We start from the raw sequence: 22,811 nt of genomic DNA on the forward strand, positions 1-22,811 counted from the left end.
CGCGTTGGGATTCAAACACAACCGCGACAGAGTTTATGAAAGGGTGTCGGATGTCACGCATTTTCGGCGATGCCGCCCGCTACCAAACGGCGCATGTAAAGCCGCAAGACGGCTTTTGATAGGCGCTCGTGGTCAATCTTCCGTGACGCGCGGCGTCAGCAGACCGAGCTCCTCGAGATCGATGTCGGTCAACGGATCCTCGTCCTCGGTCAGCACGTCGGGATCGGCCGGCGGCTGCGGGATGGAGAAGTTCGACGGCATGCGGCCTGAAAGCAGACCGGCGCCCTTCAGTTCCTCCATACCCGGAAGATCGCGGATCTCCTCGAGCGCGAAATGATCGAGGAAGGTTTCGGTGGTGCCATAGGTGACGGGACGGCCGGGCGTTTTGCGGCGGCCACGCATGCGCACCCATTCCGTCTCGAGCAGCGTATCCAGCGTCCCCTTCGAAGTCTCGACGCCTCTGATGTCCTCGATCTCGGCGCGAGTCACCGGCTGGTGATAGGCAATGATCGCCAGCACCTCGAGCGCCGCCCGCGACAGCTTGCGCTGCTGCACCGTATCGCGGCTCATCAGGAAGGCCAGGTCGCCGGCGGTACGGAACGCCCAAGCGTCGCCCACTCGCACCAGATTGACACCGCGCCGGGCGTAGATCTGCCGCAGCTCTGTCATGGCGAGGGCAACGTTGATGCCATCGGGAAGCCGTGCGGCGAGCTGCTTTTCGCTGACGGGCTCGGCGCTGGCGAACACGATCGCCTCGGCCATGCGCACGGCTTCCGCCATATGCAGCCGCTCGGCAGGATTCTGTACCGAAATCTGGTCGATCTCACCCTCTTCCGGCTCATCGTCCATCTTGAAAGGAATAACCGAAGCGTTGGCGCGTTCGCTCATGATGCCACCTCGACTGCCTTGATCGTCTGAGCGCGGTGGTCGCGCAGATAGATCGGCGCGAACACCTCGTCCTGCCGCATATCCACCCTGCGCTCGCGCACCAGTTCCAGTGTGGCCGCGAACGAACTGGCGATCGCGGTGCGCCGCTCTTGCGGGCTGGTCAGATATTGAATGAGAAAGCTGTCGAGCGTCGTCCAGTCGCGCAGCGAGCCGATCAGCCGGGTCAGGATGTCGCGAGCGTCCTTGAGTGACCAGACGCCGCGCCTGGCAATCGTCACATTTGTGATCGCCTGCTTCTGCCGCTGCTGGGCATAGGCGGTCAAGAGATCGTAAAGCGAAGCCGAATAGGTGTTGCGCTTCTCGATGATGACCATTTCCGGCATGCCGCGCGCGAACACGTCGCGGCCGAGCCGGTTGCGGTTGACAAGGCGCGCCGACGCATCGCGCATGGCTTCGAGCCGCTTCAGCCGGAATTGCAGCACCGCCGCCAGTTCCTCGCCGCTTTCGCCCTCTTCGCCCGGCTGCTTGGGGATCAGGAGCTTCGATTTGAGGAAGGCCAGCCACGCCGCCATCACCAGATAGTCGGCGGCAAGTTCGAGCCGCAGCGCCCGCGCCGTCTCGACAAAGGTCAAATATTGCTCGACCAGCGCCAGGATGGAAATGCGCGCCAGATCGACCTTCTGGGTGCGGGCAAGATGCAAGAGAAGATCGAGCGGGCCTTCGAAGCCGGCCACATCGACGACCAGCGACGGGTCGCCCGTCAGCCGTGACTCATCGTTCTCGGCCCACAGACGGTCCATCGGTGCAGCCTTCGCGGCCTTGCTTTCCAATGCTTCCGCCACTGCCTGTCACTTCCTCTTGCTAGGCCACCGCATCGAAATAGGTGGCGAATTCGGCACGGATTTCGGTTTCTTCGGCCGCGTCGCGTTTGCTTATATAGGTCATCGCCCGCTTGGCGCGCTCCAGCGACTTGCCTTCAAGCCCCGTGGTGCGCGATGCGATGCCCGCCATCTCCTCGAAAACACCATTGCAGTGAAGGACCAGATCGCAGCCCGCCGCAAGGATCGAGGCCGCCTTTGTCGGGAAATCCCCAGAAAGTGCCTTCATCGAGGTGTCGTCGCTCATCAGCAGTCCATCGAAGCCGATCTCGCGGCGGATGATCTCGTCGATGACTTTGCCGGAAGTCGTCGCCGGGTTCTTGGGATCGATCGCGCTGTAGACGACATGTGCGGTCATTGCCATCGGCAGATGGTTGAGCTCACGGAACGGAGCAAAGTCGTGCCGCTGCAGATCGCTGAGCGAGGCGTCGACGACGGGCAGTTCGAAATGCGTGTCGGCAAAGGCGCGGCCATGCCCCGGAATATGCTTCATCACGGGCAGCACGCCACCCGACATCAGGCCCTCGGCGGCGGCGCGGCCGAGTTCGATGACCGGACGCGGATCCTTGCCATAGGCGCGCGCGCCGATGACATCGCTGGCCCCTTCGATCGGCACGTCGAGCACCGGCAGGCAATCCGCCGATATGCCATAGCGCAGCAGATCGAAGGCATGCAGCCGCGCCATCAGCCAGGCGGCGCGGACACCGGCGTCGTGGTCATCGCGCCACAGCGCCCCAAGCGCGCCGCCAGCCGGATAGTTCGGCGCCAGCGGCGGCCGAAGGCGCTGTACCCTGCCGCCCTCCTGGTCGACGAACACCAGCGCGTCCGGGCGCCCGATACAATCGCGCATCTCGGCGACCAGATCGCGGATCTGCTCGGCCTCGCCGATATTGCGGGCAAACAGGATGAAGGCCCACGGGCATTCGTTGCGATAGAAATTGACTTCTTCGCGGGTGAGCGATTTCCCGGCACAGCCGAGGATCATGGCTTTTGATTCGGTCATTTCAGGAGTCTAGGGCTTCGCGCGATCAAAGGGAATCGTCCCTGACCGCATGCGGCGGGCTACAAGACACGCTTCCACATGAAAAAGTCAGACATATGAATATCGCCACATGAAAAAGCCGGCGCGGCCTTGGGCCGCGCCGGCTTTGAAGGATTGGATCGAGGTCTAACGCGATACGAAGCAGTTGCCGCCCGCAGCCTTGTAGCTGGTGCACAAATTGATGGCATCGTTGCGCGACTGGGCCGGAACGCGGACGCGGTAGAACGTGCCCTTGCCGGCAATCTCGGCCTTGACGATGTTGGCCGTACGGCCGGAAAGCACGCTGCCATAGCGGCGCTGCAGATCCTGGTAGGTCGACTGGGCGCTGTCCACCGTCGGCTGCGAAGCGATCTGTATCGACCACGAACCGCTGCCGGTCGCGGTCGCGGCCGGATCGATGGAAGCAACCTGATCGGGCTTGACCTCGCCGACCACATCGACGGGCTGGTCGGACGGGCGCTGCGGCGCGATCGCAACCTTGGCTGGCGTGTTGGCCGACTGCGCCTTGGCTTCAGCCTTGGCAGGTTTGGCGGCGGGCTTCAGAGCCGGCTCATCGTCGGCCTGCGCGGCGGCGGACGCCACGGTGCCAGTCTGGTCGGTGCCAGTCTGGTTGGCGCCAGCCTGGTTGGCGTCAGCCTGGTTGGCGTCAGCCTGGCCGGCAGGCGCCACATGCTGTGGCGCCGGATCGGTCGGCTCCGCCGCGGCCACTTGCGGTGCCGCCGGTGCCGGGTCCTCGCGCGCCACCAGTGAGCCGTCGGACTTGACCACCATGGTCCTGACCTTGCGCGGCGCAACGGCAACGACATCGTTGTTGGTGCCCTTGTCGGCCTCCTGCAGGACCTGCGCGATGCGATCCTCCGACTTCGGCGCGGGCGCCGCATTGTCGGCCGGGGCCGCGCCAGCGGTCGAAACCTCGCCACCGCCATCCATGCCGGCTGCAGCGTTCTGATCGGGAGAAAGATCGACGGCGCGGGCCGGGTCCTTCGCCTGCACGTCCACCGGTTCCTCGACGTTGGTGACAAGCTTCTGCTGGACCGGCTCGGCGGGCTTCGCGCCCTTGACCACCGCGTCATAGACCTTGTTGTCCTGGTTCGGCACCACGGTGCCGCCCGGATTTTCCGGTTTGACCTTGATCGGCGAATTGTCGGCCTTGACGATCACCGGAGCTTCGCTGCCGCCCTTGCCGCCCAAAGACAGCGCGAAGGCGCCAAGACCGCCAGCGACCGCCACGGCGCCGACAATCGCGGCAATGAACAGGCCGCGCCGGCCCGACGGCCGTGCGGCTTCCCGCTCGCCGAAGCCCGGAACCGACATCGCTTCGTCCAGTTCGGGATCGTAGTCGAGTTCATCGACGGTAAAATCGTCCGCCTGCGAGACCGGCTGGCTACCAGGCAGTTTGTCGAGGTCGAAGCCTTCGGCAGCATCGGCATAGGCCGAAGCCGAAGCCCGAGCAGGCATTTCCGCCGGCCGTGCCGCATAAGTCCGCGCTTCCGGTTGATAGGCCTGCCTGGGCTCTTCATTGGCCCCGCCATATCCCGGATTGATCCTATCATATCCCGGATTGGCAGCGTCATATCCTGGATTGGCGGCGCCATATCCCTGGTTGAACCCGGCATTGTAGGATTCGTCGGCATAAGCGGCAGCGCTGGCGGCAGCAGGCGCGACCTCCACGGAATTCATTTCAGTCAGAAGGCTGGCGAATTCGGCGTCGAGATCGTCATAACCGGATGCTGCCGGCTCATCTTCCTCGAAATGCAACTCTGGAATGTCGAGATCGTCGGCCAGCGCCACGACGCGCTCCGGCACATCGACCGTCTCGACATCGGGCATCTCTTCATAAGGCGAGGACTGCGGTGCCGAGACCGGAGCCAAATAGGGAGCAGCTGCAACCGGCTCGGCCGAATGGTAGGAGGGCACTGTGGCCACTTCGGGTGCTGCCGTCCTGCCCCCCATAGAGGCGGCAGGCTGCGCGGCAAATGCCGGCTGTTGGGGAACCGGTGTCACGCGGCTCCAAGAACGGGCCGGCTCCGACTGTGCGGAGCGATCCGCCAGCCAATCGAGTGAATCGGCCTGATCCCGCCGGGACACTGTTTCGTCACGCGGATCGATGCTTTTGGCCAGGGCGGCGTCGAGGGCATCGTTGTCGATATCGACATCGCCCTGTTCATCCGAGCCGAAATCCTGATCCTGAAGTTCATCGAGCAGTTGGTCGTCGAGGTTGGCGTCGGCGGCCTGGGCAGAGCCGGAGTGATGCACATCCTGGGATCCTGGTTCATCGAGGTCCCAGTCGAGGTCACCAACAAGATCGGCGGGTTCCTCCGCGGCCTTCGCGGTCGCGGCTAGAGGCGGCTGAACGGGCGTCGCGGTTCGCTGAGTGACGACTGGCTGAGCCATGGCCAACTCCTTGGCCGGCGGCACCGCGCGCGCGGTCATGGCGCCAAGAAGCGCGTTCAACTCATCTTCGAGGCTTCGTTCGTCCTCGATGGGTGCTTGCACCGGCGGCGCAATGGTTGCCACGGGCGCTGCCGGCTGCGCCGGAGCCGTGGCGATTTCAGCGACGGGCTCTTCGGCAGGCTGGGCAAACGCCTCCTCCAAATTCAGGTCGGAAGCGTCATCCGAAACGGCGTCTGGATTCTGGTCCTTCGTGTCGACGGCATCGGCAAGCAACTCGTGCGCTTGCGTCTCGTCAAAAGCCCCTGGCTCATCCGCCTGAACGTCAAAATCCACGTCGACATCGGCCATGGCATCGTCGAAGTGGCCCACGAAATCCTCGTCGGAGATCGCCTGGGTTTCATTCGCTGCGGCCAGTACAGGGTCCGGATATTCGACAGCAGCCTCTTGGCGCTGATCCGCCGGATGGTCGTCGAGCATCAGCTCGTCTTCGAGCGAGATCGCGACCGCATCGTCGAATTCATCATCGGAGGCCGGCTCGACGGCCACCGGCACTTCGGAAACCGGCGCTCCGGCAACCGGCGATTCAACGGCAGACCGGGTCTCGGCGGCCTCGTCCTCGATATGGAAATCCTGGTCGAGGGAGGCGGCAAGCTCGTCCTCCATCGGCAGATCGTCGTCGAAGGGCGAAACGTCTTCTAGAGAACTGGCGACGGCATTGTCGAAATCAGCGTCGAAGGCAGGCTCGACGGACGGCACAGCTTCCGAGGCGCCAGGTTCCGCATGGCTGGCGACGACCGCCTGGTCATCGGCATCCGACATGTCCAGGCGGAAATCGTCATCGAGCGACAGCGCAAGATCGTCGTCCGCCACATCGACGGCCATCGGCTCGAATGCCGGCTCATGAGCCTCGACAACTGGAGCAGCAACGCTTTCGGCGGCGTCGAACTCGCCCATCAGTTCCTTCTCGAGGTCGATGTCGAAATCGCCCTCTCCCGCAGTCTCGTCGGTGACAGCGGCTTTCGGCTCTGCCGGCGCCTGCGGCTTGACCGGCTGGCGCGGGTCGAATCCCATGATCCTGGTCAGTTCCGCGAACGGATCATCGTTGGCGATGTCGTTGTTGTCGGCTGCTCTCAGCTGGGTTCTGTCTGCCATTATTGTTCCCGAACTCGCACTCATTCGGACGCCTTGGACGTCGCGCAGGGTTGGCCCTTACCAGCGCAATGTGGGCAAAAGGTGACAGGTTTTTTAGTCAAACCTAACGCATTTCGGTGGGCGCGGCGGCCCCGATCAACGTCAGGCCGGACGTCAGAACATCCGAAACAGCCTGCACCAGCCCTAGTCTGGCATGCGTCAATTGTCGGTCGTTAACCTTAACAAAACGTAAGTCCGGATTATCCGTGCCACGGTTCCAGTGTCCATGGAAGCTGGAAGCCAGATCATAGAGATAAAATGCCAGCCGATGTGGCTCGAGCGCAAGAGCAGCGGATTCGATCAGGCGCGGATATTCGGCGAGCTTCCGGATCAGGCCGATTTCGCCTTCGTCGGTCAGTAACGTTGCCGCGGCCGCCAGGCTGTTGCGATCGAAATTCGCCTCCCCCAACTGTTCGCTCGCCTGGCGGAACACCGAATGGCAGCGCGCCGAGGCGTACTGCACGTAGAACACCGGATTGTCCTTGGACTGCTCGGTCACCTTGGCGAAGTCGAAATCGAGCGGTGCATCGTTCTTGCGATAGAGCATCATGAAGCGGATCGGATCGCGTCCGACTTCTTCCACCACCTCGCGCAGCGTCACGAAGTCGCCGGACCGCTTCGACATGCGCACCGGCTCGCCATCGCGAAACAGCTTGACCAGATTGCACAAGAGGACGGTGAGCTTGACGTCGTCGCCGGCAATCGCGCGCGCCAAGGCTTCCAGGCGCTTGACGTAGCCGCCATGGTCGGCGCCGAGAACATAGATCAGGTCGACGAAGCCGCGATCGACCTTGTCCTTCAGATACGCCACATCGGCGGCGAAATAGGTGAACGAGCCATCGGACTTGACCAGCGCCCTGTCCATGTCGTCGCCGACGGCCGTCGAGCGGAACAGCGTCTGTTCGCGGTCCTCCCAGTCGTCCGGCTTCTCGCCCTTGGGCGGCGGCAGCTTGCCCTTGTAGATATGGCCCTTCAGCGTCAGGTCGTTGATCGCCGAGCGGATCTTCCTGGCATTGTCGGCATGCAGCGTGCGTTCGGAAAAGAACACGTCGTGATGCACGTTGAGCAGCGCAAGATCCTCGCGGATCATCGCCATCATCGCATCGATGGTCCGGTCCTTGACGATGGCCAGCGCCTCGTCATCCGGCATCTGCAGCAACGAACGGCCGAACTCCCTGACCAGAGCCTGGCCGACGGAGACAAGATAGTCACCGGGATAAAGCCCTGCCGGAATCTCGCCGATATCTTCTCCAAGCGCTTCGCGGTAGCGCAGCATCGCCGAGCGCCCAAGCACGTCGATCTGGGAGCCGGCGTCGTTGATGACATATTCCTTGGTCACGTCATAACCGGCGAACGCCATCAGATTGGCGAGCGCGTCACCGACGACGGCACCCCGGCAATGGCCGACATGCATCGGCCCGGTCGGGTTGGCCGAGACATATTCGACATTGGTTTTGTGGCCGGCGCCGATCGTCGAGCGGCCGTAGTTGCGCCCCTCGCCCAGAAGCGCCGACAGATGCGCCTGCCAGAAACCGTCCTTGAGCCGCAGATTGACGAAGCCGGGACCGGCGACGTCGGCGGCGGCGATATCGCTGTCGGCCCGCAGCGCTTCCGCCAGTTTCTCGGCCAGCGCACGCGGGTTCTGACCGGCTGGCTTGGCCAGCACCATTGCCGCATTGGTCGCGAGATCGCCATGACTGGCGTCGCGCGGCGGCTCGACGGCGATGCGCGACAGATCAGGCGAAACGCCGTCCTTGTCTTTCAGGTCAAGCGCTTCGACAGCCTTTACGACTCGCGCTGTGAAATCGGCGAAGATGTTCATGGTGTATGCTCTGGTGGCTTTATGACGAATCCGGCCCTTTGGCCGGCAAATCGAGCCCGCCCTAGCTCAAATCCGGGGTGCGGTCAAACAAACGCCTGTGTTCCTTGAGCGCGTAGGTGTCGGTCATGCCGGCCAGGAAATCGGCGACGCTGCGCGCCTTGATGCGATCCTCGGCGCGGCCCAACCCTTCACGCCAGCCGTCCGGCATGGCGCGTGGGTCGGCGAAATAGATATCGAACAGGTCCCTGACGATCTGCTCGGCGTCCGCACGCACCCGCATGACCTCCTCGTGCCGGTAGAGGTGCTTGTAAAGGAAAGCCTTCAGTTCCTTCTCGGCTTCCGCCATCTCGGCCGAAAAGGTGACCATCGTCTCGCCCGCCGCTCTCACCGCGTCGGCGCTCGCCGGCGCGATCCGCTCCAGATTGGCGGTCGTCGACTTGATCACATCCTCGACCATGGCCGTGATCTGCCGCCGCATCAATTCGTGGCCGGTGCGCACGTCATCGAGCCTGGGATAGCGCTCGCGCACGCTCTTCAGGATCGTTCCGGGCAGCGAAACGGCCTTCAGCATGTCCAGCGTCAACAGCCCTGACCGCAGCCCATCGTCGATATCATGCGTGTTGTAGGCAATATCGTCGGCAATCGCCGCGCATTGCGCTTCGATGCCGGCGAACCGGTCGAGTTCGAGATCCTGCAATTGCGAGTAGTCGCGGATCGCCTGCGGTACCGGCCCTTTCAGGCCCTTGCCGCCGCTGTCGGTGAGCGGACCATTATGCTTGACCAGGCCTTCCAGCGTTTCCCAGCTCAGATTGAGCCCATCGAATTCGGCGTAGCGCGCCTCCAGCCTCGTGACGATGCGCAGGGATTGTGCGTTGTGGTCGAAGCCGCCCCACGCCGCCATCTTTTCGTTCAGCGCGTCCTCGCCTGTGTGGCCAAAGGGCGTGTGGCCGAAATCATGCACCAGCGCCACCGCCTCGGCGAGATCCTCGTCGCCGCGCAGCGCCCGCGCCAGCGCACGCGCGATCTGCGCCACTTCGATCGAATGGGTCAGCCGCGTGCGATAATGGTCGCCTTCATGGGCGATGAAGACCTGCGTCTTGTGCTTCAGTCGCCGAAACGCCGTCGAATGGATGATCCGGTCACGGTCGCGCTGGAACGGCGTGCGGGTCGGGCTCTCGACTTCGTCGAAAAGCCGGCCGCGCGAGCGCGCGGGATCCGTCGCATAGGCCGCGCGTGGCCGATAGCCGAATCCGATGTCGCCAAGCTCATTTGTCATGGCTGATGCCGCCGCAGTTGACTTGCCCCGTCGCGCTTCATACCTATCATGTGAAGCCGAAAGCAAGGTGACGCCAATGGGCGCGGATGCCAAGACCGCCATGAAAGTCGAGATGACCGAGGCTGCCGCCAAGCGGATCGCCAGGATTGTTTCGGCCGAAGCCGGCAAGACAGCGCTGCGCGTCTCTGTCGAAGGCGGCGGCTGCTCTGGCTTTTCCTACAAATTCGATCTGGTCGATGCTCGCAACGACGACGACGTCGCCATCGAGAAGGATGGCGCAACGGTGCTGATCGACGATCTGTCCCTGGTCTATATGGGCGGTTCGGTCATCGACTTCGTCGACGATTTGATGGGCCAGTCGTTCCAGATCAGAAACCCGAATGCGGTCGCCTCCTGCGGCTGCGGCACCAGCTTCTCCATCTAGGACCGAGATGCCCGCAACTGGGGCGGTTCGTCAGGTTGCGCTCTCCGCCGGTCGCGACCTCGACGCGACGCTGGCCTTTTGGCGTGATGTGCTCGGCATAAAGGTGCATGCGCGGTTCGATCCGCCCGGCATCGCCTTCATCATGGCCGGCGATGTCAGGCTGTTGTTCACCGACGGCATCCCGGCCGGCACCATCTATCTCGACATCGCTGGCCTCGAAGCCTTCCACGCCGAGGCAAAGGCAGCCGGCATTCCCTTCACCGCGCCGCCAACACTGGTCCATCGCGACACCGAAGGCCAGTTCGGTCCGTCGGGGGAAAGCGAATGGATGGCCTTTATAAAGGACCCCGCAGGCAATACGATCGGTTTAGTCGAACGCCTTCCGCCGCAGGAACAATGAGACCGTCATGAAAATCGTCACCTGGAACATCAACGGCGTGCGCGCCCGCATCGGCAACCTTACCCATTGGCTGACCGAAAGCGCGCCCGACATCGTTTGCCTGCAGGAGATCAAGACGGTCGACGAGCAGTTCCCGCGCGCCGAGATCGAGGCGCTTGGCTACAATGTCGAAACCCATGGCCAGAAGGGCTTCAACGGTGTCGCGCTGCTGTCGAAATTGCGCTTCGACGAGGTTATCAAAGGCCTGCCGGGCGACGATGCCGACGAACAGGCGCGCTTCATCGAAGGCGTGTTCTCGACCGATAAGGGCGCGCTTCGCGTTGCCTCGCTCTATCTGCCGAACGGCAACCCGATCGATGACGAGAAGAAGTTCCCCTTCAAGCTGTCGTGGATGGCACGGCTGGAGCGGTGGGCGCAGGAGCGCCTGAGGCTGGAAGAGGCGCTGGTGCTGGCCGGTGACTACAACGTCATCCCCGAGCCGATCGACGCGCGGTTTCCGGAGAACTGGCTGGGCGATGCGCTGTTCCAGCCGCAGACGCGGCAGGCCTTCCGGCGGCTGCTGAACCTCGGCTTCACCGAAGCAGTGCGCGCGGTCACCGATGCCCCGGATACCTACACCTTCTGGGACTATCAGGCCGGCGCCTGGCAGAAGAACAACGGCATCCGCATCGACCATCTGCTGTTGTCGCCGGAAGCCGCGAACCGGTTCTCGTCGGCGTCGATCGAAAAGCATGTGCGCGCCTGGGATAAACCGTCCGATCACGTCCCGGTGGCGATTGACCTCGCGCTGCAGCCCGCCTGACGCAGGCCCTTCTGCCGCCGAATCGTCCCGGACCTCATATCGCCACATTCCGACGCATGATGGGAGATCATCATGGCGGCCGGGGTTCCCATGACCATTCGATTTGCTCTTTGTCCGATCGGCTTGGCATTCGCCACGGTCGCCATCGTGCCGGCCTTCGCCGCGCAGGAATGTCTTGCCAATGGAAAATCCTATCCCGTCGGCCAGGTGGCCTGCCTGACGGTTGCCGACCAGAGTCATTTGGCACGCTGCGATATGGTGCTGAACAACACATCCTGGACCAAGGTTGGCGATAGCTGCCCCGCAAACACAATGGCGCCGCACCTGCACGTCACGCCGATCTCGACACCCACGCCAAGCATGGTGCCGACGGAGCCGACCGAGAACTGAGTGGCTTGAATGGCCGGCAGTGTTGCTTTGCAAGCGACCGCTCGGCCACGTTTCCAGATTGAAGAATTGTCCACCACGGCCGTGAAGAAATAGGGTGTCGACCCTACTCCTGATCGGCGTTGTTGCCCTTGGTCAGGATGTCGTCCGCCAGCGAGATCGCGGTGCGGCGGTCGGCTTCGCCGGCCGCGGCGAAGGCCTCTTCCTGCATGCCGCGGATCCAGGGCTGATCGGCCGGCGATGCACGCTCGAGGGCCGCGGTCATCATCGCCAGGCCGCGCACGATCTTGCCGCTCTGGAACAACAGGTGGCCAAGCGTCGCTTGCGCACCGGCATGGCCCTTCTCGGCGGCGAGCTGGAACCAGCGCCCGGCCTGCCTGACGCTGGCCTTCACGCCGCCCTCGCCCTTCAGGAACATCTGGCCCATCTCGAACTGGGCGTTCGGATTGCGGTAGTTGGCGGCGGCGCGCATGTAGTATTCCTGCGCCGCCACTTCGTTCTCGGTGACCGGGCTGCCGGGAATGCCCTTGCGCAGATAGTCGCCCAGCGCCACCAGCGCGTCGGAGACGTAGCTTTCTTCCGGAGAGCCGGGCTCGACGTCCTGGTCGACGATCTCCGAGAAGAACTTGAACGCCTCATAATCGTCGCGGGCCACGCCGTCGCCTTCGGCATACATGCGGGCAAGCTTCCAGGTGGCGCCGATCTGGCCGTTTTCGGCGGCGTATTTATAGGCCTCGGCTGCCTGCTCCTTGTGGCCGCTCTTGTAGGCGGAGAAACCGAACTGGAACACCGCCCAGGGGCTCGACTGCGGCTTGACGCCGGTCTTGTCGTCGAACACCTTGTCGTCGAAGGCCATGGCCTGGCCCACGGCGCCAAAGATCGCAACCGCGACCAGTGCCGAAAGGACGGATGACCTCAACAACTCTGGTGTTGACTTCAACAACTCAGATATCCGCATAGCAGTGTGTTTCTTTCGCACCGCCCGGATGGGTGACCGCGCCATCCCTGGCGGACCCTACCGTCTGTGCGTATTTCCATATCGCGCCCGACTGATAGTCGGTCGTGCGCGCCTTCCATGTCTTCGCCCGCGCCGCCAACTCGCTATCGGACAGCGCCACGTCGATCGTGCCGTTCACCGCGTCGATCGAGATCACGTCGCCATCCCTGATGAGACCGATCGGACCGCCAACCGCCGCTTCCGGGCCGACATGGCCGATGCAGAAGCCGCGTGTCGCGCCCGAGAATCGGCCATCGGTGATCAGCGCCACCTTGCCGCCCATGCCTTGGCCATAGAGTGCCGCCGTCGTCGACAGCATCTCGCGCATGCCCGGGCCGCCGCGCGGTCCCTCGTAGCGGATGACCAGAACCTCGCCTTCCCGATAGGCGCGGTTCGTCACCGCCTCAAAACATTGCTCTTCCGAATCGAAGCAGCGCGCCGGGCCGGAGAATTTCAGCTCCGCCATGCCCGCGACCTTCACGATCGCGCCTTCGGGAGCAAGGTTTCCCTTCAACCCCACGACACCGCCGGTTTGGGTAATTGGTCTGTTGGCCGGGCGAACCACATCCTGGTGTTCATTCCAGGCAACGTGCTCCATATTTTCGGCCAAAGTACGGCCAGTGACCGTCAGGCAATCGCCATGCAGATAGCCGTGATCGAGCAGCGTCTTCATCAGCAGCGGAATGCCGCCTGCCTCGAACATGTCCTTGGCGACATATTTGCCGCCTGGCTTGAGATCGGCGATGTAAGGCGCCTTCTCGAAGATTTTCGCTACGTCGAACAGGTCGAATTTGATCCCCGCCTCATGCGCGATCGCCGGCAGGTGCAGCGCCGCATTGGTCGAGCCTCCGGTGGCTGAAACCACCGTCGCCGCATTTTCCAGCGCCTTCAGCGTGACGATGTCGCGCGGCCGGATGTTTTTGGCGATCAACTCCATGACCTTTTCGCCCGAGGCGAAATTGAAGCGGTCGCGCATTTCGTAGGGCGCCGGTGCGCCGCAGGAATAGGGCAGCGCGAGACCGATTGCCTCCGCGACGGTGGCCATGGTGTTAGCGGTGAACTGGGCGCCGCAGGAACCGGCCGAGGGACAGGCGGCCTGCTCGATTTCGAGCAGCTCGGCATCGTCTATCGTGCCGACCGAATGCTGGCCGACCGCCTCGAACACATCCTGTACGGTGATCTGGCGGCCGCGATAGCTGCCCGGCAGGATCGAACCGCCATAGATGAAGATCGACGGCACATTGAGCCGCACCATGGCCATCATCATCCCGGGCAGCGACTTGTCGCATCCGGCGAGACCGACCAGCGCGTCGTAGCAATGGCCGCGCATGGTGAGTTCGACCGAATCCGCGATGACTTCGCGCGACACCAGCGACGACTTCATCCCCTGGTGACCCATGGCGATGCCGTCGGTGACGGTGATGGTGCAGAATTCGCGCGGCGTGCCGTTGGCGGCGGCCACGCCCTTCTTGACCACCTGTGCCTGGCGCATCAGCGAGATGTTGCAAGGCGCTGCCTCATTCCAGCAGGACGCGACGCCGACCAGCGGCTGCGCGATCTCAGCCGCCGACAGGCCCATGGCATAGAGATAGGAGCGGTGCGGCGCACGCGCCGGACCGACAGTCACATAGCGGCTAGGGAGCTTAGCCTTTGAAATGACCTTGGCGTCCATTCTCATCCTTGCCGCGGGCGGTGCGGCCTGCCCCATCGCCGAGCCTTTTGGCGCGTGTCCCAGCACGAGTTCGAGGTGCGCCGGGTTTATGGCGGGAAATGGGCAATTTTCTCGGCCTGACCTTTAGCGGAGGGGTTGTTCAAAAAGTGTTGCCAAAACGTCACATTTGTACGATGCGGCCGAGGTGCGGCTTATATGCAACTTAGCTTGGATAACAGACTTGTCGGCAAGGCCGGCTCAAACAAAAAAGGCCGGGCGATGCCCGGCCTTTTTTCATAATATTCAGGAGTTTAGAACTTGATCTTTACGCCGCCGGAAATCGCGGTGACCAGATCGTTGCCGAAGTCGTAGCTGGCATCCTCGCCGGCAATATAGCCGTTTTCACCAACCAATTCTCCTGAGTGACCGCTGGTCAACACGCCGACCGCTCCCGCCAAACGAATTTCGACGTTCGGCGACGGCGTATAGGCCACGCCACCACCCAGCGTCCATGTATCAGTCTGCGCACCATAACCATGCGAGGTGCCACGATCCCACGAAAGCTGGCCGGCGGCACTCCACTGATCGTTGAACTTGTGGCCGAGACCGCCTGTGACGGTCCAGCCGTCACGATACATCAGATCGAGCGAAGTCACCGCGGCCGGCGAACCGGTGAAGCATGACGAAGCGGGGAAACCCACTGGGCAGATCGGAACGCTTTGCAGCAGGCTCCAGTTGACCCACTTGACCGAGCCAAAGGCGAGCCAGCCGGGCGCGATGCCTGACTGAAGTTTCAACTCCAGGGTATCAGGCATGTACTGCGTTGAGCCAAAGATGGGGGTAATGCCCCTGCCGATACTGGTGAGATCCAGCGTTCCCTCGATATTGTCGAGCTTGACTTTCGAATTGTAGACCAGGCTTGCGCGCAACGCGATGTCGGGGATCTCGTAAGCGATGCCCGCGCGCCAGCCCCAGCCGCTGGTTTTCAGGTCGACACGACCCGTCAGTGCCGGAAAAACATTCACCAGGCTTTCCTTAAAGCCCGAGATATCCTGGTAGAACAAGCCGCCGATAAAGCGGAGCTGGCCCTTGCCGGCATCCATTTTGTAGGAGCAGGTACCTGCGTAGTTGTCGCTCTTGATATCGGTTTCGATATTAGAGAGCGCTCCGTTCCACATACCTGGCGCCGTGTGCGCGCCCCAGGGTTGCGAATAGTCGACCATGCAGTCGACGCCTTGCACAATTTGGACCTTGGCCCCTATGCGCGGAACCCAATAACCCTCGGCACCATCGGCTGAGGTGCCCAAGCCTAGATTAGCTCCGCCAGGACCACGCGCATTCTCGTACTTGCGATCTGGCATCACATAGGTCGCTTCAGCTTCCGTAGTGAATGGCGCCGGATCGAACAGCAGGTCGATATCGTAGCCGCCGCGCTCCAGACCACCGGCATGCGCCGGATGAATAACCGAGCCCATCAAAGCCAGCGAAAAGCACCCCGCCCCCAGCAGTGCTTTCAGACGCAAATTGGTCATGGATGTCCTCCCCGAATAACTAGTGGGTCAAGCTAGAACCAATTCAGGTTAACGGCGCAACAACGAAGTGCCGAGGCGTACATGTACATGCTCGCCAAACCCATTTTCGACAAAATGCAGAACCGTGCCACAGGAGCAAAAATGGCCCGCAGCACGTCCAGCCAGCTGACAAAATGAACAAAAATAGCCTCAAAAGGCTCAAAAACTGCTAGTTTTGAAGGGAGTTAGCCCCATTGTTACATTATGGCAACAATGGGGCTAAAAGTTTCCGTTTACGTCAATATTAACGCAACGGAATGCCTATTTTCGAGGCAGGTGACGCATGGGAATTCGCCCCGGCGTCATAGGCGAATCTGCCCTTCAGCCGGCGTCGCGAACCCTGGTCAACGCCACGGAAAGCTTGTCCTGGGCGTCGCGATATTCGGCGAGCTTTTCCCGCTCGGCTTCCACGATCTCGGCCGGCGCGCTGGCGACGAATTTCTCATTCGACAGCTTCTTGTGCAGGCGCGCGATTTCCTCCGTCACCTTGACCAGTTCCTTCTGCAGCCGCGCGGCCTCCGCGGTGAGGTCGATCAGGCTGCCAAGCGGCAGGCAGATCGTCGCCTCGTTGAGCACCATCTGTGCCGAGCCCTTGGGTGCCGCATCGGCGAGCGAGATGTCACCGACACGCGCCAGCCGCTTGATCGCGGACTCCTCGCGAACCAGCCGTTCGCGCGTCACGTCATTGGCGCCGACCACCACGAGCGGCGCAATGGCCGCCGGTGGCACATTCATCTCCGAGCGCACCGATCGGATGCCGGAGACGAGATCGACCAGCCAGTTGATGTCGGCCGCCGCTTCAACGTCCTCGAAATCCGGCGACGGCCACGCGGCATGGCACAGCAACGAGGCGCGTTCCTTGCTCTCGCCTGCGGTCTGCGCCCACAGTTCTTCGGTCATGAACGGCATTATCGGATGCAGGAGCTTGTAGATCTCGTCGAGCACGAACGCTACGCAGGCGCGGCTTTCGGCCTTGGCGGCCTCGTCCGTGCCCATGAACACCGGCTTCAGCAGTTCCAGATACCAGTCGCAGAACAGGTTCCAGACGAACCGGTAGGCGGCTCCAGCCGCCTCGTTGAAGCGATACGAGGTGATGCCGTCGGTGACGTCGCGCGCGGCGCGCGTCAGCTCGGTCAGGATCCAGCGGTTGACCGCCAGCTTGGCGTCGTTCAGCCAGAAATCGTCGTTGCGCGCGACTTCGTTCATCTCGGCAAAGCGCGTCGCGTTCCACAGCTTGGTGCCGAAATTGCGATAGCCGGCGATGCGCGCCGGGTCGAGCTTCACGTCGCGCCCCTGCGCCGCCATCACGGCAAGCGTGAAACGCAGCGCGTCGGCGCCATATTCGTCGATCAGGTCGAGCGGATCGATGACGTTGCCTTTCGACTTCGACATCTTCTGCCCGTTCTTGTCGCGCACCAGTGCGTGCACATAGACGGTGTGAAAGGGCTCCTCGTCCATGAAGTGCAGGCCCATCATCATCATGCGGGCAACCCAGAAGAAGATGATGTCGAAGCCGGTCACCAGCACGTCGGTTTGGTAATAGGTCTTCAGCTCCGGCGTCTGGTCCGGCCAGCCCAGCGTCGAGAACGGCCACAGCGCCGACGAGAACCAGGTATCGAGCACATCCTCGTCGCGGGTCAGGATCTCGCCGGGCTTGAAGGTCTCGAGCTTGTCCTCGACCCAGGCCTTCCACGGCCCTTCGAGCGCCAGATAATATTCGATGGCAGCACTCAGCGCCTCTTCCTCGGATTTCTCGACGAAGACGTGCCCGTCCGGCCCATACCAGGCCGGGATCTGATGCCCCCACCAGAGCTGGCGCGAAATGCACCAGGGTTGGATGTTCTCCATCCAATCGAAATAGGTTTTTTCCCAATTCTTCGGGACGAAATTGGTGCGCCCCTCGCGCACCGAGGCAATCGCCGGCTTGGCGAGTTCGGCCGCGTTGGCATACCACTGTTCGGTGAGGAACGGTTCGATCGGCACCCCGCCGCGGTCGCCATGCGGCACGGCATGGCGATGCGGCTCGACCTTGTCGAGGAAGCCGCCGGCCTCCATCAGTTCGACGATTTTCTTGCGCGCGACGAAGCGGTCGAGCCCGTTGAGTTCGTCCCAGATGGCCTGGCGTTCCGGTGTCACCACGAGCCCGGCGAGGAAGTCCTCATTATCCCTGAGCGTGACGGCGGCCTCGACGGTCAGGACGTTGATCGCCGGCAGCTTGTGGCGCTTGCCGACCTCGAAGTCGTTGAAATCATGCGCCGGCGTGATCTTGACCGCTCCCGACCCCTTTTCCGGATCGGAATACTCGTCGGCCACGACAGGTATCTTGCGCCCGACGATAGGCAGGACGACGTTCTTGCCGACGAGATGCCGGAACCGCTCATCGTCGGGATGCACCGCGACAGCCGTGTCGCCCAGCATCGTCTCGGGGCGCGTCGTCGCCACGGTGATGAAGGTCTTCGGGTTTTCCGGATCGAAAGCCGCGCCTTCGATCGGATAGCGGAAGTGCCAGAGATTGCCGTTGACCTCCTGCTGCTCGACCTCGAGATCGGAGATCGCGGTCAACAGTTTCGGGTCCCAGTTCACAAGGCGCTTGTCCTTGTAGATCAGCCCTTCCTTGTAGAGTGTGACGAACACATCGAGCACGGCCTTGGACAGGCCCTCGTCCATGGTGAAGCGTTCGCGCGACCAGTCGGCGGAGGCGCCGAGACGTTTCAGCTGGTTGAAGATCAACCCACCCGATTCGGCCTTCCACTCCCACACCTTCTCGATGAATTCTTCGCGGGTGAGATCGCGGCGATGGATCTGCTTTTCCATCAGCCGGCGCTCGACCACCATCTGCGTGGCGATGCCGGCATGGTCCATGCCGGGCTGCCACAGGACGTTCTTGCCACGCATGCGCTCGAAGCGAACCAGGATGTCCTGCAGCGTGTTGTTGAGCGCATGGCCCATATGCAGCGAGCCGGTGACATTGGGCGGCGGAATGACGATGGTGAAGGCCTCGGCCCCCTCCTCCGCCCCGGCGCCGGCGCGAAACGCGTCGGCTTCCTCCCACACCTTGGCGATCTTGGGCTCGACGGTCTTGGCGTCGTAAGTCTTTTCAAGCATGGGGAAACGGTCCGCGCTGTCGGGAATTTTGCTGGTTCGGTGTAAATCGGAAGGTCTTGGCCAAGTCAACCGCGAGGGCCGCCTGGGCCTTTACAAGCAGATAGGCGCGGCCTTGGTCATTTCAACGAAAGGCGCGCGGCGACCGCATCTTGAGCCCGAGGCATCGCTGCGAACCGACCCCTGGGGTTCCCGCACGTTCATTGTCAGCGACCCCGACGGCAATTTGATCGCCTTCGCCAGTTCTGCGACCAGCGGCTGACCGCGCCACAACGAGAAACGCCGCCTCGACGGCGGCGTTTTTTCAGGAATGCAGGCCTGGACGCTATTGCCCCCCGCGTGCCACGCGCTCGATCTCTTCGCGCACCAGTCTTTCGACCAGCGTCGGCAGATTGTTGTCCAGCCAGTCCTGCAGCATCGGCCGCAGCATTTCTTCGGCCATCTCGTCGAATGTCTTCTTGCTGCGGCTTGCAAAGGCGTCGGACAGTTCGCCGAAGGCGGCCGCAACCTGCCGGCCGGCATGTTCGGAAAGAATCGCGGGACGCACCGCATGCGCTTCGTTTGCCGCCGCGCGCCCCTGAGCCGTGCCCGTTGCAGCATCGATCGACGAAGATTGCTCTGTCGCAGGTTCCGCCGCCGTTTCGCTCGCCGACACCTCCGGCTGTGCCGCTGGCTTGCGGATGCTCCGGTCCGGCATCGCCTTGGCTTGCTCGCCAACCGCTGCGATCTCGCGACGCCAATCGGCGACGATAGCCTCACTCGTCGCAACCTCCGCGGGAGCCGCCGGCGCGTCGCGGCTGGGCATCGGCTCGGCGGCAATCCGGGCGCTGACCTCGGCCAGTGTCATCGGCGTCCTGTCCGCGGCCGGGTCGGCACGCGGCGGCGCTTCCGTGCGTGCGATCACCGGCTGTGCGGCCGGCGCCTGGACTTCCGCCGTCGCGGCCGGTTTCCTGACCTCGGGGACGGCATGCAGTTCGGCGCGGAACGCGTCGATGTCCGCAGCCGCAACAGCACTCGGCGCGGGTTCCAGGTCCTGCTGCAACTCGTCGGTCTCGCCGGGCTGCTTGCGGCCGTTGTCGCTGTCTTCGATGATCCTCCTGATGGAAGCCAGTATCTCTTCCATGGAGGGTTCGCGCTGTGCGCTGCTTGCCGTTGCCATCGTCACATCCGCCGCCCTTGTGACCCGTTGCAGGTTTCCGCTCCGGCAAAAGCCGGATTCGAATCATGGCGACAGCGTAACCGACGGATCGCCGCACGAGAATCCCCAATCTGGGGACATGTGGGATTTCAACAGATTAGAGCGATTCCGCCAAAGCCGTATGACGGCTCCCCGTCAGCAATCAACCGAGGGACAACGACAGTCCCGCGTTTCCGGTCGAACCGCCCAGCCCGGAAACGCCGTTCGAACGAAGGGCCTAGCGGCCATCCGGCGTGCGCAGGCCGATCCACTTGTCCTTGACGGCGTTGTAGTGCTCTTCAGGCCTGTACTTCGTCACCTGCAGCGCAAGCCGGTCGACCGACAGACGGCCGACCGCCGAGAGGATGGCATAGCTCGCCACGACCACGTCGTGTTCGGAATTGGCTTGGTTGATCTTGGCGGTGATGAGGGTAGCCTGCGCATTGAGCACGTCGAGCGTCGTGCGCTGGCCGACATTGCGTTCCTCGATCACGCCGTTCAGCGCCAGCTGTGCGGCTTCGATCACTTGCCTGTTGGCGGATACGCTTTGCTGCGCGGCGGTGTATTGCGACCATGCCGTGGCGACGGCCTGGCGCACCTGGTCGCGGCTGACGTCGACCTGGATGCGCGCTTGCCCGAGCGACTCCTTGTCCTGCCGGACGACCGCCGAGGTCCGTCCGCCGGAATAGATCGGGATGGTCAGCGTCGCGCCGATATTGGCCGAGGTCGAATTGCCGTTGGAACCCGTCACGTCGGGGATGGCTTTGCGGTAGTTTTCCGAAATACCGGCCGACGCCGACAACTGCGGCAACAGCGCGCCCTCGGCCGATTTCACCGAGAACGCCGCGGCGTCGACCAGATGCTGGGTGGCAAGGATGGCCGGATGTTCGGCCGAGCCGATGGCGATCGCGGCGTCGAGGCTCGACGGCAGCAACCGTCCCAACGGCGCGGCTGGCTTGAGCTTGCCCGGCTCGTCGCCGACAACCTGGTGATAGGTCGCGGCACTGGCCAATGCCTGCGCACGGGCAGCACTGAGCGAGGCCACAGCCGAGGCGCGCTGGGCATCGGCCTGCGCGACATCGGTGCGCGTACCTTCGCCGACGTCGAAGCGCGACCGCGCGGCGCGCGCCTGTTCTGTCAGGAACTGTAGGTTCTGCTCGGTCAGCACCGCGATCTGCCGGTCGCGAATCACGTCCATATAGGCGGTAGCCGCGCTGAACAGCGTGTTCTCTTCGGTGTTGCGCAGGCTTTCGACCGACGCCTTGACCTGGGATTCGGCCGCCGCCACGTTGTTCCTCGTCTGAAAGCCGTCGAACAGCGACTGGTTGATCTGGATCCCGTAACTGCCGCTTGTCAGCTTCGAATTGCTGCCGCCATTTGCCTGGCGCGTGTTCGTATAGTCGATATTGGCCGACCCGGTGATCGTCGGACGCCAGCCCGACTTGGCTATGGCCACGCTCTCGTCGGTGACGCGCACACCGGCACGCGATGCATTCAGTGTGGAATTGTACTGATAGGCTTTTGCAAGGGCACCGGTGATGGTTTCAGCCGATGCAGCCAGTGGGGATAGCGCGGTCGCCGACACAAGGACGGCGGTGAAAAGTGATTTGCGTACTGACGGCACGTTATATCCCTCATTCGTTTTCCATGGGAACCGCGCCGCGCCGGCTTATCCTCGAGGAGCAGCCGGCGTGGCGTGTTTCATGTTCCCTGTCGCTCGGCCCAAAGTGCCCCCAGTCTGGGATCAGCAACGATCGTTCAAATGCAAGCGAACATGACAAAGCCTTTGCTGCAAGGCCAAATCATTCAGAATTCGAAAGCATGCTCACGTTCGAACCCGGGTAGTGGCTTAATTGCCGCATTAAATGCCCTTCTACCGGTTACAACCCCCCCAGCCTTGAAAAAAAGCCGCGCCACGCCCGAATTGCCCTGACCCTCGACCGCAACCAGGCGGCCGCCTTCGGCGAGCTGGTCGAGCAGCGGCGCCGGCACTTTGCCGACGCTGCCGCCGATGAAGATGACATCGTAAGGGGCCTTTGCCGCATGGCCTTGCGCCAGTGCGCCCTGAACCACGGTCACATTGCCGCAGCCCAGGCTGGACAGGGTCGATTCGGCGGTTTGCGCCAATGCCGAATCGCTTTCGAGCGCCACGACGGATCTCGCCAGGCGCGACAGGATCGCCGAGGCGTAGCCGGTGCCGCAGCCGACATCGAGCGCCGAATCGGCCACGCTGATCTCGGCCAATTGCATCAGCTTGGCCAGCGGCGAAGCTTCCATCAGGTAGCGCGGACCATCGGCACTGTCGGCGATGCGGATGCCCCCGTCGATATAGGCGAGATCGCGCTGGCGATCGCCGACGAAAACCTCACGCGGCACGGAAAGCATCGCGTCGAGCAGCGGCGCGCTGGTCACGTCGGTGGTGCGGACCTGACCATCGACCATCTTGACGCGAAGTTCGGAAAAATCAGCGCTCATGTTCCAACCAATCTGCTTGCCGCGTCAGAATCGCGGTTCATGTCGACCGGAACTTCAGGCTCCGGCGCTGACGCGCGGGAGCCCGGGCATTGGAGGCCTCGCCCGGAATCGAACCGGGGTGCAAGGATTTGCAGTCCTCTGCGTAACCACTCCGCCACGAGGCCTCATTGCTCCCGGCGTTCCACCCGGTTCCAATAGGTTGCGGCGAAAATGCCGTCAAGCGGCCACGACGCATTCCGAACGGTTTCCTTGGCGCCGGCTCCCGCCCCTGTCAGATCGCCGTCACAGTCGCTCACTCACATTAGCAATCCGTTAAGCATGGCGGATGATCGAG

At 62.9% G+C, this 22,811-nt stretch carries 17 protein-coding genes and 1 tRNA gene; 4 read left to right on the forward strand and 14 right to left on the reverse strand.

Annotated elements, in window-relative coordinates; genetic code table 11:
- Positions 1-132 precede the first annotated feature (132 nt).
- From scpB to FJW08_RS03415, 6 genes are all read right to left on the reverse strand, one after another.
- Positions 133-888 (reverse strand): SMC-Scp complex subunit ScpB, encoded by a 756-nt coding sequence (gene scpB, locus FJW08_RS03390; protein WP_140808798.1) that lies wholly within the window; start codon positions 886-888, stop codon positions 133-135.
- A complete protein-coding gene (locus FJW08_RS03395; RefSeq protein ID WP_140808899.1) occupies positions 885-1,688 on the reverse strand; it encodes a ScpA family protein in 804 nt (267 codons plus the stop codon). Before FJW08_RS03395 ends, scpB begins: the two co-directional genes overlap by 4 nt.
- A gap of 61 nt (positions 1,689-1,749) precedes the next feature.
- A complete protein-coding gene (nagZ, locus tag FJW08_RS03400; RefSeq protein WP_140808800.1) occupies positions 1,750-2,769 on the reverse strand; it encodes a beta-N-acetylhexosaminidase in 1,020 nt (339 codons plus the stop codon).
- Between the two features lie 165 nt (positions 2,770-2,934).
- Entirely contained in the window at positions 2,935-6,354 is a 3,420-nt protein-coding gene (locus FJW08_RS03405) for an SPOR domain-containing protein (protein WP_140808802.1), read from the reverse strand.
- A 103-nt stretch (positions 6,355-6,457) separates the two neighbouring features.
- On the reverse strand, positions 6,458-8,215 hold the full coding sequence (argS, locus tag FJW08_RS03410; RefSeq protein WP_140808804.1) for an arginine--tRNA ligase: 1,758 nt from the start codon (positions 8,213-8,215) through the stop codon (positions 6,458-6,460).
- Between the two features lie 61 nt (positions 8,216-8,276).
- Positions 8,277-9,491 (reverse strand): deoxyguanosinetriphosphate triphosphohydrolase, encoded by a 1,215-nt coding sequence (locus FJW08_RS03415; protein WP_140808806.1) that lies wholly within the window; start codon positions 9,489-9,491, stop codon positions 8,277-8,279.
- 76 nt (positions 9,492-9,567) lie between these two features.
- On the opposite strand from FJW08_RS03415, the gene erpA reads away from it, so the two are divergent.
- The 4 genes from erpA (at position 9,568) to FJW08_RS03435 (ending at position 11,507) form a co-directional block, all read left to right on the forward strand.
- Positions 9,568-9,915: an iron-sulfur cluster insertion protein ErpA gene (erpA, locus tag FJW08_RS03420; RefSeq protein WP_140701617.1), complete on the forward strand. Its 348-nt coding sequence runs from the start codon at positions 9,568-9,570 to the stop codon at positions 9,913-9,915.
- A gap of 7 nt (positions 9,916-9,922) precedes the next feature.
- On the forward strand, positions 9,923-10,315 hold the full coding sequence (locus FJW08_RS03425) for a VOC family protein (protein ID WP_140808808.1): 393 nt from the start codon (positions 9,923-9,925) through the stop codon (positions 10,313-10,315).
- A gap of 7 nt (positions 10,316-10,322) precedes the next feature.
- Complete coding sequence (gene xth / locus FJW08_RS03430; RefSeq protein ID WP_140808810.1) at positions 10,323-11,117, forward strand: exodeoxyribonuclease III; 795 nt, start codon at positions 10,323-10,325, stop codon at positions 11,115-11,117.
- Between the two features lie 72 nt (positions 11,118-11,189).
- Positions 11,190-11,507 (forward strand): hypothetical protein, encoded by a 318-nt coding sequence (locus FJW08_RS03435; RefSeq protein WP_181182821.1) that lies wholly within the window; start codon positions 11,190-11,192, stop codon positions 11,505-11,507.
- A gap of 103 nt (positions 11,508-11,610) precedes the next feature.
- On the opposite strand, the gene FJW08_RS03440 is transcribed toward FJW08_RS03435, so the two are convergent.
- The 8 genes from FJW08_RS03440 to FJW08_RS03480 all read right to left on the reverse strand — a co-directional run bounded on the left by FJW08_RS03440 (position 11,611) and on the right by FJW08_RS03480 (position 22,641).
- Positions 11,611-12,462: a tetratricopeptide repeat protein gene (locus FJW08_RS03440; protein ID WP_140761419.1), complete on the reverse strand. Its 852-nt coding sequence runs from the start codon at positions 12,460-12,462 to the stop codon at positions 11,611-11,613.
- Complete coding sequence (gene ilvD, locus FJW08_RS03445) at positions 12,449-14,173, reverse strand: dihydroxy-acid dehydratase (protein WP_140808812.1); 1,725 nt, start codon at positions 14,171-14,173, stop codon at positions 12,449-12,451. Before ilvD ends, FJW08_RS03440 begins: the two co-directional genes overlap by 14 nt.
- A gap of 290 nt (positions 14,174-14,463) precedes the next feature.
- Positions 14,464-15,684 (reverse strand): OmpP1/FadL family transporter, encoded by a 1,221-nt coding sequence (locus FJW08_RS03450; protein WP_140808814.1) that lies wholly within the window; start codon positions 15,682-15,684, stop codon positions 14,464-14,466.
- A gap of 360 nt (positions 15,685-16,044) precedes the next feature.
- On the reverse strand, positions 16,045-18,828 hold the full coding sequence (locus FJW08_RS03455) for a valine--tRNA ligase (protein WP_140808816.1): 2,784 nt from the start codon (positions 18,826-18,828) through the stop codon (positions 16,045-16,047).
- Positions 18,829-19,150: 322 nt separating this feature from the next.
- Positions 19,151-19,984, reverse strand: a complete 834-nt coding sequence (locus FJW08_RS03465; RefSeq protein ID WP_140808818.1) for a PopZ family protein — start codon at positions 19,982-19,984, stop codon at positions 19,151-19,153.
- A gap of 256 nt (positions 19,985-20,240) precedes the next feature.
- Positions 20,241-21,626: a TolC family outer membrane protein gene (locus FJW08_RS03470; RefSeq protein ID WP_140808820.1), complete on the reverse strand. Its 1,386-nt coding sequence runs from the start codon at positions 21,624-21,626 to the stop codon at positions 20,241-20,243.
- Between the two features lie 182 nt (positions 21,627-21,808).
- Entirely contained in the window at positions 21,809-22,477 is a 669-nt protein-coding gene (locus FJW08_RS03475) for a protein-L-isoaspartate O-methyltransferase (RefSeq protein WP_140808822.1), read from the reverse strand.
- A gap of 90 nt (positions 22,478-22,567) precedes the next feature.
- A tRNA-Cys gene (locus FJW08_RS03480) sits at positions 22,568-22,641 on the reverse strand.
- Positions 22,642-22,811 lie beyond the last annotated feature (170 nt).

The sequence above is a fragment of the Mesorhizobium sp. B3-2-1 genome, from assembly GCF_006439515.1.
In the GTDB taxonomy this organism is placed as follows: domain Bacteria; phylum Pseudomonadota; class Alphaproteobacteria; order Rhizobiales; family Rhizobiaceae; genus Mesorhizobium.